17 protein-coding genes are annotated in these 15,291 nt (G+C 67.6%); 11 read left to right on the top strand and 6 right to left on the bottom strand.

Annotation, left to right across the window (positions count from 1 at the left end; genetic code table 11):
* Positions 1-211: 211 nt before the first annotated feature.
* Complete coding sequence (locus tag BCM27_RS18265; RefSeq protein ID WP_004023465.1) at positions 212-853, bottom strand: hypothetical protein; 642 nt, start codon at positions 851-853, stop codon at positions 212-214.
* A gap of 355 nt (positions 854-1,208) precedes the next feature.
* Here BCM27_RS18265 and BCM27_RS18260 point away from each other — a divergent pair, with 355 nt between their 5' ends.
* The 6 genes from BCM27_RS18260 to malQ all read left to right on the top strand — a co-directional run bounded on the left by BCM27_RS18260 (position 1,209) and on the right by malQ (position 7,563).
* Entirely contained in the window at positions 1,209-2,102 is an 894-nt protein-coding gene (locus BCM27_RS18260; protein WP_004023464.1) for a ParA family protein, read from the top strand.
* Positions 2,103-2,185: 83 nt separating this feature from the next.
* Positions 2,186-2,629: a lipoprotein LpqH gene (locus BCM27_RS18255; RefSeq protein ID WP_004023463.1), complete on the top strand. Its 444-nt coding sequence runs from the start codon at positions 2,186-2,188 to the stop codon at positions 2,627-2,629.
* Between the two features lie 210 nt (positions 2,630-2,839).
* Positions 2,840-3,115, top strand: a complete 276-nt coding sequence (locus tag BCM27_RS18250) for a GlsB/YeaQ/YmgE family stress response membrane protein (protein WP_004023462.1) — start codon at positions 2,840-2,842, stop codon at positions 3,113-3,115.
* Positions 3,116-3,281: 166 nt separating this feature from the next.
* Positions 3,282-3,935 carry an SDR family oxidoreductase gene (locus BCM27_RS18245; protein ID WP_167550899.1) on the top strand — a complete coding sequence of 218 codons (654 nt, stop codon included), beginning with the start codon at positions 3,282-3,284 and terminating at the stop codon, positions 3,933-3,935.
* Complete coding sequence (locus BCM27_RS18240) at positions 3,916-5,352, top strand: FAD-binding oxidoreductase (RefSeq protein WP_004023460.1); 1,437 nt, start codon at positions 3,916-3,918, stop codon at positions 5,350-5,352. Before BCM27_RS18245 ends, BCM27_RS18240 begins: the two co-directional genes overlap by 20 nt.
* 78 nt (positions 5,353-5,430) lie before the next feature.
* Positions 5,431-7,563 carry a 4-alpha-glucanotransferase gene (malQ, locus tag BCM27_RS18235; RefSeq protein WP_004023459.1) on the top strand — a complete coding sequence of 711 codons (2,133 nt, stop codon included), beginning with the start codon at positions 5,431-5,433 and terminating at the stop codon, positions 7,561-7,563.
* Here the strand turns inward: malQ and BCM27_RS18230 are convergent.
* Complete coding sequence (locus BCM27_RS18230) at positions 7,535-8,752, bottom strand: MFS transporter (protein WP_004023458.1); 1,218 nt, start codon at positions 8,750-8,752, stop codon at positions 7,535-7,537. The genes malQ and BCM27_RS18230 overlap by 29 nt on opposite strands.
* A 120-nt stretch (positions 8,753-8,872) precedes the next feature.
* On the opposite strand from BCM27_RS18230, the gene BCM27_RS18225 reads away from it, so the two are divergent.
* Complete coding sequence (locus BCM27_RS18225) at positions 8,873-10,354, top strand: flavin-containing monooxygenase (protein WP_004023457.1); 1,482 nt, start codon at positions 8,873-8,875, stop codon at positions 10,352-10,354.
* An 88-nt stretch (positions 10,355-10,442) separates the two neighbouring features.
* On the opposite strand, the gene BCM27_RS18220 is transcribed toward BCM27_RS18225, so the two are convergent.
* From BCM27_RS18220 to BCM27_RS25900, 3 genes are read right to left on the bottom strand one after another with little or no spacing between them, the layout of a single operon-like run.
* Positions 10,443-11,213: an SOS response-associated peptidase gene (locus tag BCM27_RS18220; RefSeq protein ID WP_033206098.1), complete on the bottom strand. Its 771-nt coding sequence runs from the start codon at positions 11,211-11,213 to the stop codon at positions 10,443-10,445.
* A gap of 37 nt (positions 11,214-11,250) precedes the next feature.
* Entirely contained in the window at positions 11,251-11,748 is a 498-nt protein-coding gene (gene ybaK / locus BCM27_RS18215; protein WP_004023455.1) for a Cys-tRNA(Pro) deacylase, read from the bottom strand.
* Positions 11,749-11,755: 7 nt separating this feature from the next.
* Positions 11,756-12,037 carry a hypothetical protein gene (locus BCM27_RS25900; protein ID WP_162180541.1) on the bottom strand — a complete coding sequence of 94 codons (282 nt, stop codon included), beginning with the start codon at positions 12,035-12,037 and terminating at the stop codon, positions 11,756-11,758.
* Between BCM27_RS25900 and BCM27_RS18210 the strand changes: the two genes are divergently transcribed.
* A complete protein-coding gene (locus tag BCM27_RS18210; protein WP_033206094.1) occupies positions 11,928-12,734 on the top strand; it encodes a sigma-70 family RNA polymerase sigma factor in 807 nt (268 codons plus the stop codon). The genes BCM27_RS25900 and BCM27_RS18210 overlap by 110 nt on opposite strands.
* Positions 12,731-13,018 carry a mycothiol system anti-sigma-R factor gene (rsrA, locus tag BCM27_RS18205; RefSeq protein ID WP_004023453.1) on the top strand — a complete coding sequence of 96 codons (288 nt, stop codon included), beginning with the start codon at positions 12,731-12,733 and terminating at the stop codon, positions 13,016-13,018. The genes BCM27_RS18210 and rsrA overlap by 4 nt, the downstream gene beginning before the upstream one ends.
* A 91-nt stretch (positions 13,019-13,109) precedes the next feature.
* Here rsrA and BCM27_RS26350 read toward each other — a convergent pair whose 3' ends face one another.
* Complete coding sequence (locus BCM27_RS26350) at positions 13,110-13,184, bottom strand: 50S ribosomal protein bL37 (protein WP_369758845.1); 75 nt, start codon at positions 13,182-13,184, stop codon at positions 13,110-13,112.
* A gap of 238 nt (positions 13,185-13,422) precedes the next feature.
* Between BCM27_RS26350 and BCM27_RS18200 the strand changes: the two genes are divergently transcribed.
* Both BCM27_RS18200 and BCM27_RS18195 read left to right on the top strand, forming a co-directional pair.
* Positions 13,423-13,638, top strand: coding sequence for a biotin/lipoyl-binding carrier protein (locus tag BCM27_RS18200; RefSeq protein WP_033206071.1), 216 nt, complete (start codon positions 13,423-13,425; stop codon positions 13,636-13,638).
* Positions 13,639-13,678: 40 nt separating this feature from the next.
* The gene (locus tag BCM27_RS18195; RefSeq protein WP_004023451.1) at positions 13,679-15,184 is read left to right on the top strand and encodes a sensor histidine kinase; all 1,506 of its coding nucleotides are present in this window, start codon (positions 13,679-13,681) and stop codon (positions 15,182-15,184) included.
* Positions 15,185-15,291 lie beyond the last annotated feature (107 nt).

The raw sequence follows: 15,291 nt of genomic DNA, 5'->3' as shown, positions 1-15,291 counted from the left end.
GTGAGACCCCCTTCGCCGCCGGTCGCGGCGAATCGAGATCACGGTGATCTCGACGGCGAATCCCCGGTGACGAATCCGCGGATTCGCGCCATGCCCTCGCCCGCGCACGATTCACCGGGCCGCTGTCGGCACATATTCGATCGGACACACCGCGGATTTCGGTGACAGACTCCGCCGGTGTGACCGCGGGCGAGCGGTCACACCCGGCAGGTCATCCGACGGGGAGGCAGGACGACGTCGTGCAGATTTCCGCGGGCAATTGGATCTCGGGGAGTCCGGGAATGTTCGGCAGCCCCGGGATGGTCGGCAGACCGGGGGCGGCCGGGGCGTCGGGTTTCGGCGCCGGGGGTGTCGCCGCGCCGCCCGGCACGGTCACCCGGATCGGCTCGGCGACCGTCGGGGTCGTTCCCGTCACCGGTGGGTTGGTGCCCCAGAACTCCTCGGCTGCCCCGGTGCCCGGCGGCAGGGTGATCGTGGTGCAGCCCCAGTAGATGTCGTAAACACCGTCCGGGATCGTCGTCGTTCCGGTCGGGGCAGGCGGAGTGCCCTGAGAAATCCGCAGCGGCAACGACTTCGACGATCCGGTGGTGATCAGCGCGCCAAGCTCCTCGGGGGTCTGGTATCCGAAGACTACGTTGGTCGGGGCGCCGCCGGCCGGGACGCCGACGATCTCGCAGCCGATGCGCTTGCCCGCATTGTTCGTGACCGTCAGCGTCACGGTGTTCCCGGACACGGACGGTGTTGCGGTGACATCGGCCGGCGCGGCGTCGGCGACGGGGGCCAGGGCGGCGCCGAACGCCGCCGCGGCGCAGACCGCCAGGCCGGCGGTGACCTTTCGGACTCGGATACTCATACGGTTGTCCTTCCACGTGGGAATTCTGCGGGTCGGTGCTCACGAGAGTTCGCACGTCGCCGAATTCGAGGCTTTGTTTCGATGATCGTTTCTCATCCAATTCCGAATACGGATATCGAATTCACCGAAATAACCCATCAATACTCTCGACGCGAACATTGTCACAGATTCGGAGAATTCTCGCAGAATGGGCTCGCCAGGTTCGCCGGACCCCATCTCGACCGCGGGACTTCGGATCGAGGACTCCCGACGGGGCGACCTCCGGCGGACGGGGTTCCGATTACGCCCGGTGGCCTCGGCGTCGGCTCGGTAATCTGACTCGCGACGCACGACGACCGAGCAGACCGGGGACATCATGCCGACGGTGATCGCGACCATCAGCCTCAAGGGCGGGGTCGGGAAAACCACGCTCACCGGAGCGCTCGCCGATTTTCTCGCCGGCGTCTTCGGTAAGAAGGTCCTTCTCGTCGACCTGGACGCGCAGACGAACCTGACGACCATGATGATCGGGGAGGAGCGCTGGCTCGCGTGCAATGCGCGACGGCAGACCGTCGCGACACTGTTCGCCGACGTACTCGACGGCACCCGGGACTTCGATCTCGAGAGCAGCGTGCAGCGCGACATCTCGACCGTCAGCGGACTGACCGGGATCGACCTGCTGCCGTCCTCGCTGGACCTCATCGAACTGGCCGAGGAGCTGAGCGCCCATCGGGTCGCGGCCGACGATCACCTGGCGGCCGTCGAGGTCTTGGGAAACGTCCTCGACCCGGTTGCCGGCAGGTACGACTACATCCTCATCGACTGCCCGCCCAACGTCGGACCGTTCAGTCTCAACGGCCTGGCCATGGCCGGCGGGTACCTGATCCCGACGATCCCCGATGTGTTGTCCACGTACGCGATCCCACACGTCCAGCGGCAGGTCGCCGGTTTCGGCGCCGAACTGGGGCGCGACATCGTCGAGTTGGGGGTCGTGATCACCAAGTACCGTGCCGGATCGGCACTCCACCAGGACACGGTGCGGCGACTCCGTCGGGACCCCACCATCCAGAACGTCCTACCCGCGTACGTGCACGAGGCCAACGCGATCGGTGCGGCCGCCGAGTTCGCGTCGTGGCCCAGCGTGCACGCGAAGTACGGCTACCACGGGCACTACGAGCAGCTCCGCGACCTCACCCGCGCGGTCATGGTCGAGGCCGACGCCAAACTCTCCGCGACCACGGCGAGTTCCCTCGCCCATTCGATCAACTGACGCCGAACCGCAGCTCAGGCGTCTAAATTCATCTCAGCCGCCGACCGGTGGCACCTCGTCGACTCCTCAGGAGACCTCCCATCATGCGCAAAGTGCACATCACTTCGGTTCTCGGCGCCGCGGCACTGGCCGTCGCCCTCACCGCATGCGGTTCCGACGACTCGGCCTCGGGTGGCACCGACGCGGAGGCCACCGTGACCGTCGACGGCAAGGAACTGGAACTGGCGGACAAGACGGTCGGCTGCACCGACGCCGCGGGCAAGGTGACCATCGGGATCGGCTCGGGTGGGGGCTCGGGTATCGGCGTCGTCCTGACCTCGGGTGACTCGCCCGAGGTCGAATCGGTGGGTCTGGGTTCGCTCGACGGGGTGACCCTGGGCTATCAGAAGGGTGTAGGAGAGGGCAGTGCCGACGTCACCAAGGACGGTGACACGTACACGGTGAGCGGTGAGGCCTCGGGCATCGATCTGGCCAACCCGACCGAGAAGGTGACCAAGTCGTACGAGATCAAGGTGACCTGCCCCTGAGCCGGCTGTCCTGAGTCGTCCGCCCTGGTCTCGGCCTGCCCTGGTCTCGATCCGGTGACGGGTCCGGTCTCGATGTGTACACATTTCACGCGGAGGCTGTTTCAACCGCTGCATGCCTGGGTACGTTCCGATTTGTAGCGATTCGAGGGATCTTCGCGATCCCAAACGAGTCGCACACAACGGATCAACGACGAACCTCAGGAGGTAGACATGCTGGGAATTGGCATCATCGCGTGGATCATCATCGGTGGACTGGCCGGCTGGATCGCCAGCAAGATCATGAAGACCGATGCGCAGCAGGGGATCATCCTCAACATCGTGGTGGGTGTCATCGGCGGCCTCCTCGGCGGCTGGTTGCTGACCCTGTTCGGGGTCGACGTCGAGGGCGGAGGGTGGATCTTCAGCTTCATCACCTGTCTGGCCGGTGCGTGCATCTTGCTGTTCCTCGTCAAGCTGGTGACCGGACGCGGCCGTACCCGCGTCTAGAGGTCTCTTCGGACCCGTACAGCCCGACTCCGCCCCGGCGCCCACGTTTCGGCACCGGGGCGGAGTCGTGTCCGCAGGAAATGGGCCGGCCCAGCGCATGTGCGTACGTTGGATTGGGTACGAGACTGGCGACGGCACAAGCAGACAACCGAAAGTGAGGATCGAAGTGACTCGAGTGGCGATCATCGGCGGACACGGCAAGATCGCGTTGCGGCTGGCCAGAATTCTGGCGGCCCGCGGCGACGAGGTGACCTCGATCATCCGCAATCCGGAACACGCCGAGGACGTCGCGGACACCGGCGCCACACCCGTGGTCGCCGACGTCGAGACCCTCGACACCACCGGCATCGCGACCGCGATCTCCGGCCACGACGCCGTGGTGTGGACCGCGGGCGCCGGCGGCGGGGATGCGTCGCGGACGTATGCCGTCGACCGGGATGCCGCGATCCGGTCCATGGACGCGGCCGTGCGCGCCGGGGTTCGCCGGTACGTGATGGTGTCCTACTTCGGCGCCGGACCCGATCACGGTGTGCCCGAGGACAACTCATTCCACGCCTATGCCGAGGCCAAGGCGGCCGCGGACAGGTACCTGAAATCCACCGAACTCGACTGGACGATCCTCGGGCCCAGCAAGCTGACCGACGAGGACGGCAGCGGCAGCATCACGCTCGGCGGCGACCGGGTCGAGGGTGACGAGGTCAGCCGTGACAATGTCGCCCAGGTCGCGGCCGCCGTGATCGGCCATCCCGCGTCGGTGCACGAGGTGATCGAGTTCAACGACGGCGACACCCCGATCCTCGATGCGTTCCCACGGTCCTGACGATCTCGGTTCTCGTCGGGGCGATCCCGACCCAATCCCGCCGGCGGAGATCGACGGAGTCCTGACCTCGCTCCGGGAGATCGTCGGCGAGACGAATGTCCTCACCGACCCCGGCGCGATGGCCGGCTTCCTGACCGACTGGACCGGCCGGTACCGCGGTGGGGCCGACGCGGTAGTCCGCCCCCGTACCACCGACGAGGTCTCGCGCGTGGTCGCCGGGTGCGCCCGCTCGGGGGTGCGGATCTGCGTACAGGGCGGCAACACCGGGCTCGTCGGCGGTTCGGTACCACCGGCGCGCGACGGGTCGGCAGATCCGCTGATCGTGCTGTCGACGGTGCGGATGACCGACATCGACGACGTGGACACCGTCGGCCGTTGCGTCGGCGTCCAGGCCGGCGCGACCGTCGAGTCGATCGATGACCGGGCGAGACAGTCCGGTCTGGCGTTCGGCGTCGACCTCGCCTCCCGGCAGAGCGCGACCGCGGGCGGGGTGGTGTCGACCAATGCCGGTGGCACGCGGATGATCCGCCGGGGCAATGCGAGATCGCAGATCCGGGGGATCGAGGCGGTCCTCGCGGACGGCAGCGTCCTGCGCAGATGGACCTCGCTGGTCAAGGACAACGTGGGATACGACCTCCCGTCTCTCCTCGCCGGGAGTGAAGGAACCCTCGCGGTGATCACCCGCGTTCTGTTCAGGCTCGTCGCACCGCCTGCGGCCGCCACGGTCGCGTCGGTCGAACGTGTCGAGAACGCCGTCGAGTTGCTCGGCGCGGCGGCGTCGGCGGGGCTGACAGTCGAGGCCGCCGAACTGATGACCGACGCCGGTGTCGAGCTCGTGGCTCGGCACGGGCATCGGCGACCGACCACGACGTCCGGACCGTTCTACGTCCTCGTGGAGCTGTCGGGAACCGGTGACATCGAGTCGGCGACAACCGAACTCCTCGACGCCACCGCCGGGATCATCGATGCCGTGCTCGAGCCGGCGCCCGCCCGCGCACTCTGGGCCGGTCGCGAAGGTCACACCGAGGCCATCGCCCGCTCCAGTTCGACGCCGGTCGTCAAACTCGACATCTCGGTGCCGATCAGAGCCCTGCCCGAGGCGTTCGCGGAACTGTCCCGGGTCGGCGTCCACGACCCCTTCCCCTGCCGGCCGATTCTCTTCGGACACATCGGCGACGGCAACATCCACGTCAATCTGCTCGACGTCCCGGCGGAACAGACGACTGCCGTGACGGACGCCGCGTTCGGGATCGTCGCCGCCAACGGTGGCAGTATCAGCGCCGAGCACGGCATCGGGCGCGCGAAGGTGGCCTGGACCCACCTCGGCCGCGACACCACCGATCTCGCGACCATGCGCGCGATCAAAACGGCACTCGACCCGCGGGGGTTGCTCAATCCGGGGGTGCTGTTCGGGTGAGCACCGTGCTCTCGGGGGAACCGGGCGACGAGCACGGCGCGCGTGCGGAATTACTGCGATCATGCACGGGTGGCTGATGTGAACCTCGATCGGTTGACCGCACTGGCGCACCGCTACGGTGTCGCCACCGACTACGTCGGCTGGGGTGAGAAGCGCCACGACGTCGACCCCGAGACCCTGGTCGCTGTCCTCCGGGCCCTCGAGGTGCCCGCCGGGTCGGACGAGGAGATCGAGGAGTCGATCCGCGAGATCGACGACCAACCGTGGCGCGAATTCGTGCCTGCGGTGACGGTCGTGACCGAGGGGTCCGGTGCCACGTTCGCCGTCCATGTCCCGCACGGACATCTGGTGAAGGTGTGGATCGTCAGCGAGACCGGCGACGACGTCGCCGCGCCGCAACTCGACGTCTGGGTCGAACCGCGCGAGGTCGACGCCGTGCTCGTCGGGCGCGCGACGTTCGCCGTGCCCGATGACCTGCCACCCGGGTATCACCAGATCAAAGCGCTCGATCTCGACGATTCGTCGGCAGCGAGTGCGCCGCTGATCGTGACGCCGCGCCGCCTGCACACCGCGGACCGGTTGACCGGCCGGCAGCGGTGGGGCCTTGCCGTGCAGCTGTACTCGATCCGGTCGGCGGATTCGTGGGGCGTGGGCGACTTCGCCGATCTCGCCGGTATCTGCGAGGTGGCCGCGAGCGCGTACGGCGCCGACTTCGTCCAGGTCAATCCGCTGCATGCCGCACAGCCGCAGGCGCCGATCGAGGCGTCACCGTATCTGCCGGTGACACGACGCTTCGTCAATCCGCTCTACATCCGGATCACCGACATCCCCGAACTCGACGGATTGTCGAAGTCGCAGCGCAAGACGGTCAGGGCTCTCGGTCGCAGCTTCCTCGCCGAGAACACCGCCACCGACAAGATCCGGCGCAACAAGGCCTTCCGCGCCAAGATGGAGGCCCTCGAACTGATCTACGGCGTCCCGCTCGCCCCCGCCCGCGCCGGTGCGTACCGCGAGTTTCGGCGTCGGGAGGGCAAGGGCCTCAAGCGTTTCGCGACGTGGTGCGCGCTCGCCGAGCGTTACGACGCCGACGACCCGCGCTGGCACGGCAAGTTCCTCGACCGCGAGTACCTGACGAAGAAGCGCCGGAAACTGGCCCGCCGCATCGACTTCCACATGTGGCTGCAATGGCTCTGCGACGAGCAACTCGCCACCGCCGCTCACGCGGCGCGCTCCGCGGGCATGGGGATCGGCGTGATGGCCGACCTCGCGGTGGGTGTCGCCCGGCACAGCGCCGACGCATGGGCGCTCGGTGACGTGCTCGCGTCAGGGGCGACCGTGGGGGCGCCGCCCGACGGCTTCAACCAGCAAGGACAGAACTGGGACCAACCGCCGTGGCATCCGCGGCGCCTCGCCGAGGCAGGGTACGAGCCGTACCGCGACATGATCCGCACCGTCCTGCGGCACGCGGGAGGTGTGCGGGTCGACCACATCCTCGGCCTGTTCCGGCTGTGGTGGATTCCCGACGGGAGCAGTCCCGCGCAAGGGACGTACGTGCACTACGACAGTGAGGCACTGATCGGCATCCTGGCGCTCGAGGCGCAACGCGCCGACGCCGTGGTCGTCGGTGAGGATCTCGGGGTCTTCGAACCGTCGGTGCAGGATTCGCTCCGCGAACGGGGAATCCTCGGTACCTCGATCCTGTGGTTCGAGCAGGGACCCGACGCGGCGATCCCGCCCGAGGACTACCGCGAGCTGTGTCTGACCTCGGTGACGACGCACGACCTGCCCCCGACCGTGGGATATCTGGCGGGCGACCACATCGCGCTGCGATCGCGGCTGGGCCTGCTGGCCTCCGGCGAGGACGCCGAGCGGGAGCGCGATGCGCGCGAACGCGACGCCGTGCTCGAACTGGCCTACGAACGCGGCCTGCTGTCCCGGGACACACCGCTGACGGATCCCGCGGTCGTCGACGCGCTGTACGCGGTGATCGCATGTACCCCGTCGGTGCTGCTGAGCGTCGCCCTCGTGGATGCGGTGGGGGAGCGGCGGATTCAGAACCAACCGGGTACCGACAGCACCCAGTACCCGAACTGGCGTGTACCACTGGCGAATGCGGAGGGCGATGTGGTCCTCGTCGAGGATCTCGTCAGCAGCGTGCGGTTCCGGCGCCTCGTGTCGGTTCTCAACGAGTCGGGCGTGCCAGGTTCCTGACCGAGACGATGGTCAGTACGAGTGCGACGAGGGCCAGCACGGCGACCCCGATGTTGAACGCGATCCCGGCGGGCCGCAGGCCCCAGTGCTGCGCGGTGATCCCCTGGCCGACGATCGGGATCGAGATCGCGACGTAGGCGACGACGAAGTAGGTCGAGGTGACCTCGGCCTTGCGGCCCGCCGGGGTCGCCGCGACCACCGACGCCAGTCCCTTGCTGAACGACATACCCTGCCCGACACCGCAGATCACCGCTCCGCCGAGCAACGCCGGGGTCGATGCGGCGACGAGTCCGAGGATCGACAGGCCCGTCCCGAGGATGAGGATGGCGCAGCCGGCGATCAGGGCCGGTTCGGTGGGCATCCGGCGCACGACGATCTGGGTGACGGCCGAGGACGCGAACAGCACGAACACCAGGAAACCGGTGAAGGCGTGGTCGTCGATGCCGAGGATGTTCGTGACGAAGGAGGGCATCACGCCGGTGAAGGTGCCCATCACCGCGAACCCGGCGAACGCCGCGATCGACGCCCGGACGAAGACGCCGCGGATGTCGGCCGGGACCGAGAGCCGCTGCACGCTCAGCCGCGCGCCCGGCACGACGTCGACCGTCTCGGGCAGCCGCCAGATGCCGATGAAGACCAGGACCAGCAGGGCCAGATCGAGCACGAACGGGGTGTGCAGCGGGGACGGGGCGTACTCGGCGAGGAGTCCGGCGATCAGCGGTCCGAGCCCCAGGCCGCCGATGTTGGCGGCGGTCGCCACGGCCGGGGCGCGGCCGCGCCACGAGGCCGGGGCCAGTTCGATGACCGCCGTGGTGGCGGCGCCGGCGTAGATGCCTGCGGACAGGCCGGACAGTACGCGGCCCAGCAGCAACTGCCAGACCGGGCCGGCGGTCAGGAAGACGACGGCGCTGATCGCCGACAGGATCGCGCCGGCGATGAGCATCTTGCGTCGGCCGATGACGTCGGACCAGCGTCCGAAACCGATCAGTGCAGCGATGACGCCGGCCGCGTAGACGGCGAAGATCACGGTCGTGGTGGTGACGCCGAAACCGAGTTCCTCGCCGTAGATCGCGTAGAGCGGCGTGGGCAGCGTGGTGCCCAGCATGATCACCGCGAAGGCGTAGACGGCAGCGGCGAAGGATGCGCCGGTCGGGGCGGGGGAGGCGGGAGTATTCGCACGGTCAGACATGGCAGCTGACACGCTACCGACGCGGTCCGACGGGTCCGGCTCTGGTCCGGCGCTGTGTGCTGAGTTACAGTAACTGGTGGTAACAGTTAAGTTCGCCGAACAGCTAGTTGGGGGTGTCGGATGCAACCAGAACTCGACGTCGTGATCGTGGGTGCCGGCTTCGGCGGAATGGGCGCCGCGATCGAACTCAAGCGCCAGGGCTTGGACAACATCGCGATCCTCGAACGCGAAGACGACCTGGGCGGTACGTGGCACGTGAACCACTACCCCGGACTGGCCGTCGACATCGCCTCGGTCACCTATTCCTATTCGTTCGAACCGAACCCGAACTGGTCCCGGCTGTTCGCGCCGGGCGCCGAGCTCAAGCGCTACGCCCATCACGTCGCGGACAAATACGACCTGAAGCGGCACATGGAGTTCGGGACGCTCGTGGAGTCCGCCTCATGGGACCCCGACGATCAGCTGTGGCGTGTCCGCACCGGTGACGGGAGCGAGCGCACCGCCCGCTATCTGGTGACCGCGACGGGGTTCCTGTCGCAACCGCACGTCCCGGAGTTCCCCGGGATCAAGAACTTCGCGGGCACGATCCTGCACACCGCTGCCTGGAAGGACGGCTTCGACTTCACGGGCAAGAAGGTCGCGGTGATCGGCACCGGAGCCACCGCCGTGCAGCTCATCCCGGAGATCGCCGCCCGTGCCGACGCCCTGACCGTGTTCCAGCGCACCGCGATCTGGGTGGTCCCCAAGATCGATTTCGCGATCCCGGCGGTCGTGCAACAGCTGTTCCGGCGGATTCCGGTCACGCAACGGGCTGCGCGACTGGTCAATTCGTCGCTGCTGGAGCTGCTGATGGTGTTCGGCGTCCTGCACTTCAAGCAGGTCAAGCCGGGCAACCGGTTGGCCGCCCGGCTGGCCAAGGCGCACCTGCGCTCGCAGATCGACGACCCGGAACTGCGGCGGAAGCTGACGCCGGACTACGACTTCGGATGCAAGCGTCCGACCTTCTCCAACACCTACTTCGCCAGCTTCGCCAAGCCGAACGTGACGCTGGAGACCAGCGGTATCGCCCGCCTCGAGGCCGATGCGATCCTCGCGGCCGACGGCACGCGCACCGAGATCGACACCCTCGTCCTCGCCACCGGGTTCAACCTCTGGGACGTCAACTTCCCGGCCTTCGACATCATCGGTCGGGACGGACGCAACCTCGGGAACTTCTGGCGCGAGAACCGTTTTCAGGCCTACGAGGGTGTGACGGTCCCCAAGTTCCCGAATCTGTTGTCCCTCAACAGTCCGTATTCGTACAGCGGGCTGTCGTACTTCACGACCATCGAGGGGCAGATGAAACACATCGCACGCCTCTTCGGCGAACTCCGACGCCGCGGCCGGCACACCTTCGAGGTCACCGAGGCGGCCAACGATGCCTTCCTCGACGAGGTGACCGACCGGCTGCAGTCCTCGGTCTTCTACAACGGGGACTGTGCGACCTCGCGCAGCTACTACTTCAACCAGCACGGCGAGGCGACGCTCCTGCGTCCGGCCTCCACGTTGCGCACCCTGCGCGAGATGAACTCGTTCCCGTTGCGCGACTACGAGTTCAGCTGATGGCTCACGAGAACACCTCGCTCACCACGTTCCCTGAGGAGCGAGCTTGCGAGCGTCCACCGTTCCCTGAGGAGCGAGCTTGCGAGCGTCACGAAGGGTTCAGCAGCTCGGGTCCGTTGTTGGCGACCCGGTTGACCAGGGGGGCGACCTCGCGGATCGCGATGGCGTCGACCAGCGATTCGGCCGGCGGGGCGAACAGGTCGTCGGGTGCGCGGCCGTCGGGATCGAGCCAGGCATCCCAGCTGTCGTACGGCATGATCAGCGGCATCCGGTCGTGGACATCGCGGAGGTCGCCGACCGCGTCGGTGGTGAGGATGGAACAGCTGAGCAGCGGGGGCTGATCGGGTGAGTCGGGGCCGGTCCTGGGGTGCCACACCGACCACAGGCCCGCCATGAAGAGTCGGGTTCCGTCTTGCGGGGACATGTAGAACGGGATCTTGGTCGGCTTGCCCTTGCTGTCGGCGGGCCCCTTCTTCCACTCGTACCAGCCGTCCATCGGTACGAGGCAACGCCGCGACTTGACCGAGGAACGGAACGAACTCTTCTCCGCTGCGCTCTCGGCGCGCGCGTTGAACAGCAGCGGCCCCTTCCCGACCTCTTTGGCCCACGGCGGCACCAGGCCCCAACGCATCGCCCGGATGCGCAACAACGGATCGTCGTCGGGCTGCCCGGGTGAGTGTCGTTGGACGACGGTCATCACGGTCGTCGTCGGTGCGACGTTGTAGTTCACGCCCGGCGACCGGGGAGTGGCATCGAGATCGGTGGAATCCTCACCCGCGGGGTCGGGTACCTCGTTCACGGCGTCGATCTCTGCCGCCAGCTTCGCCGGGTCGGTGGTCACCGCATAGCGTCCGCACATGGTGTCCATGCTGCCCTAATGGTGCGACAGCGGGCGACTAGCCTGCGGCGATGTCGGCGACAACGGCCTCGGTGATCGTCACCAGATCGGCCGGGGCGAGTTCGATCTCGAGGCCGCGTTTGCCCGCGCTGCACAGCACCTTGTCGAACGCCGTCGCCGAGGAGTCGATCACGGTGGGCAACAGGGTTCGCTGGCCGACCGGGGAGACGCCCCCGAGGACATAACCGGTGGTCCGGGTGACGGCCTTGGCCTCGGCCATCGTCGCCTTCGACGCCCCGAGCGCGGCCGCCGCCGACTTCAGCGAGAGCTTGCCGGGCACCGGGACCACCGCGACCGCCAGACCGGATCGTTCACCGCCGGACAGTTCGATGACCAGCGTCTTGAAGATCTGCTCGGCGCGTACGCCGAGGGCGTCGGCGAGTGCGGCGACGGCCTCCGCACCGTAGGCCTCGGATCGGGGATCGTGTGCGTACCGATGCACGGAGTGGGCGATTCGAGCGCGTTCGAGAGCGGCGATCGCCGGAGTGGACGCCATCGTTCGGTCACCTCCTGGTGGTGGTGGACAGGGACATCGTGGGGACGCGACCCGTCGCCGGTGTGGGCCGGGCGTGGCGATCACGACGGCGACCCGGGAACAAACCGCCGGTCGTGCTCTGTTGGGACTGTTCGGACAACGGACGTACGCACACGGACACGAAGGAGGTCGGGAGGCAGATGAGTACCGCGGCCGTGATGGAACTCCCGCAGCGCACCGAACCGAGGTCGCTCTCGGTGGGGGACGGGTCGGTAAGCTTGATCGACAACATCTCCGTGATGCCTCCCATCGAAGGGATCGTAGTGTCCGACACAGAAGCATCCGACACAGAGTCGTCCGAGACCGGCCGAACCGGGACCGCCAAGGCGCCCCGCCGGGCCGATCCGAACGAGTCGCCGGAGCAGCTGACCGAGCGGTTCGAGCGCGATGCGCTGCCGCTGCTCGACCAGATGTACGGTGCCGCGCTGCGGATGACCCGCAATCCCGCCGACGCCGAGGACCTGGTCCAGGAGACCTACATCAAGGCGTTCACCGCATTCGCCTCGTTCCGGGAGGGCACCAACCTCAAGGCCTGGCTCTACCGGATTCTCACCAACACCTACATCAACGGCTACCGCAAGAAGCAGCGTCAGCCCGCGCAGTACCCGACCGACGAGATCACCGACTGGCAGATCGCCGCGACCGCCGAGCACACCTCGCAGGGGTTGCGGTCGGCGGAGATCGAGGCGCTCGACGCCCTTCCCGACGACGAGATCAAGGCCGCACTGCAGGAGTTGCCGGAAGACTTCCGGATGGCCGTGTATTACGCCGATGTGGAAGGCCTGCCGTACAAGGAGATCGCCGAGATCATGGACACCCCGATCGGTACCGTCATGTCCCGACTGCATCGCGGACGTCGCCAGCTGCGTGAGCTGCTGGCCGACGTCGCGCGCGAGCGCGGCTTCAACCGTTCCGCACGCGTGACGGATGCGGAGGTGGCCCGATGAGCGACGTCGATCCGGAGCTGACCCAGCTCGACTGTTCCGCCGTCATCGCCGACGTCTGGCTCCTGCTCGACAACGAGTGCGACCAGAACGCCCGCGAACGCCTCCAGGGGCATCTCGACTCCTGCCCGTCCTGCCTGGCGCATTATGGCATCGAGCAGCAGCTCAAGGCGCTCGTCAACCGCAAGTGCGGTGGCGATCAGGCCCCGCAGGGTCTGCGGGATCGCCTGCGCATCGAGATCCGCAAGACCGTCATCGTGCACGAGGTCACCGAATCCGAACGGTGACGCCACGAGCACACGAAAAAGCCCGGGCGGCCTGATGGCCGTACCCGGGCGTTTTTCGCTGCTCGTTCGCCGAGACCGCGGTGAGCGGTGATCAGGCGTTGGGGCGCTTGCCGTGGTTGGCAGCGTTCTTCTTACGAGCACGCTTCTTGCGTCCGCGCTTTCCCATGACGCATCTCCTTCATTGCGGGGCGGGCGTCGCCGAGGGCGGGCCCGCCGTGTACTGGTTCGCCCCGTGTGCTGGTTCGCACAGAGTGCTGAGACAACCCTGACATCGGCCGGGGAGGACATCCCTGCTGATCGGGACATCACAGTGTCTCAGGGATTCTCCCATGCGCCAAAAACACCTCCGCTCACGCCCCGGCACCGGAGCTTCCGGGCGGGGCGCCGTGGGCTAATTTGGGTGCATGGCAGAAGACGTGGTGGCAGAGATCGTCGCGAGTGTCCTCGAGGTGCGCGTCGCTGCGGGCGAGCAGATCGAGGTCGGCGACACGCTGGTCCTGCTCGAGTCGATGAAGATGGAGATCCCCGTGCTGGCCGAGGAGCCGGGCACGCTCGCCGAGGTCAAGGTCGAGGTCGGCGATGTCATCCAGGCCGGCGATGTGATCGCCGTCTTCGAGTAGCGGCGCCCCGCGCCGGCCGCTCGACGCCCCGTGTCCTGAGATGTCGACCCTCTCCGATCTCCTCGCCGAACACACCACGCTGTCCGACTCGGCAGCTGCCCACCTGCAACGGCTCGTCGCCGAATGGCAGTTGCTCGCCGATCTGTCGTTCGCCGACCTCCTGCTGTCGGTGCGCACGGAGTCCGGGGCGGTGGTCACCGTCGCCCAGTGCCGTCCCAACACCGCGTCGACGGTCTTCCCGACCGACGAGGTCGGCCGGGTCATCGACACGGACGCCCATCCGCAGGTGTTGCGCGCCTTCACCTCCGACCGGATCCTCCGTGACGAGGATCCGACCTGGTTCGGCGCGACGGCGATGCGGCAGGAAGCCGTCCCGGTCGGCCACGACGGCGCAGTGATCGCGGTGGCCACCCGGGCGGTCGATCTGACCCACCCGCGCCTGCCGTCGCCGCTCGAGCTCGCGTACCAGGATTCGGCCGACGACCTGTGTCAGATGGTCGCGGATGGGACCTTCCCGCACGAGGAGGGCAATCCGCGCGGACTGTCGACACCGCGTGCGGGCGACGGCTTCGTGCGTCTGGACGGCCAGGGGATGGTGACCTACACCAGCCCGAATGCGCTGTCGGCATTTCACCGGATGGGATGGACCGCCGAACTCAATCACACGCACCTCTCCGACGTCGTGAAGCAACTCATCACCGAGCCGTTCGAAGCCGACGACGTCGCCCTGATGCTCGACATCGCGGCCGGCGTGACCGAGGTGCCCACCGGTCCCTACCGTGACATCGGGATGAGGGTGGAGGCCGACGCGCGACGGGCCACGGCCCTGATCCGCGCGGTGCCGCTCCGTCCGCGTGGGGAGATCACCGGCACCGTGGTCCTGATCCGCGACGTCACCGAGGTCAAGCGGCGCGACCGCGCCCTGATCAGCAAAGACGCCACCATTCGCGAGATCCATCATCGGGTGAAGAACAATCTGCAGTCGGTGTCGGCGCTGCTGCGGCTCCAGGCGCGGCGCACGTCCAACTCGGACGCGCGGGAGGCCCTCAACGAGGCGGTCCGCCGAGTGGCCTCCATCGCACTCGTCCACGAGCTGTTGTCGGGCAGTGTCGACGAGGAGGTCGATCTCGACGAGGTCGTCGATCGGCTCGTACCGATCCTGGTCGATGTCGCGTCGGGGGAGGCGAGGGTGGCTGTGCGCCACCGTGATCGGTTGGGTGTGCTGACCGCCGAACTCGCGATGCCGCTGGTGATGGTCCTCACCGAACTCATCCAGAATGCGATCGAACACGGCTTCGACGGAGCTCCGCGCGACGACGCCGAGATCGCGGTCGTCGCCGAGCGGGATGTGCGTGGGCTACGAATAGCGATCCGTGACAACGGTTCCGGGCTGCCTGAGCAGTTCGATCTGACGACCTCGGAGAACCTCGGCCTGCAGATCGTGAAGACGCTGGTGTCCATCGAACTCGGCGGCGAGCTCGAGGTCCGCGCCAACCCCGGTGGCGTGGGAACCGAAGTGGGTGTCTACATTCCGCTGCGCGCGTGAGGTCCGGTCGCGAACCCGGTTGGCCGGCAGAGGCTTCGGCCGGAGGCGACGAGCGCGAGCACGAAAAAACCCGGCCGGGGCCGGGTTTCTTCGAATCCGGAACAGGG

It is taken from the genome of Gordonia terrae, assembly GCF_001698225.1.
In the GTDB taxonomy this organism is placed as follows: domain Bacteria; phylum Actinomycetota; class Actinomycetes; order Mycobacteriales; family Mycobacteriaceae; genus Gordonia; species Gordonia terrae.
This window is presented reverse-complemented; position numbering and strand designations above follow the sequence as displayed.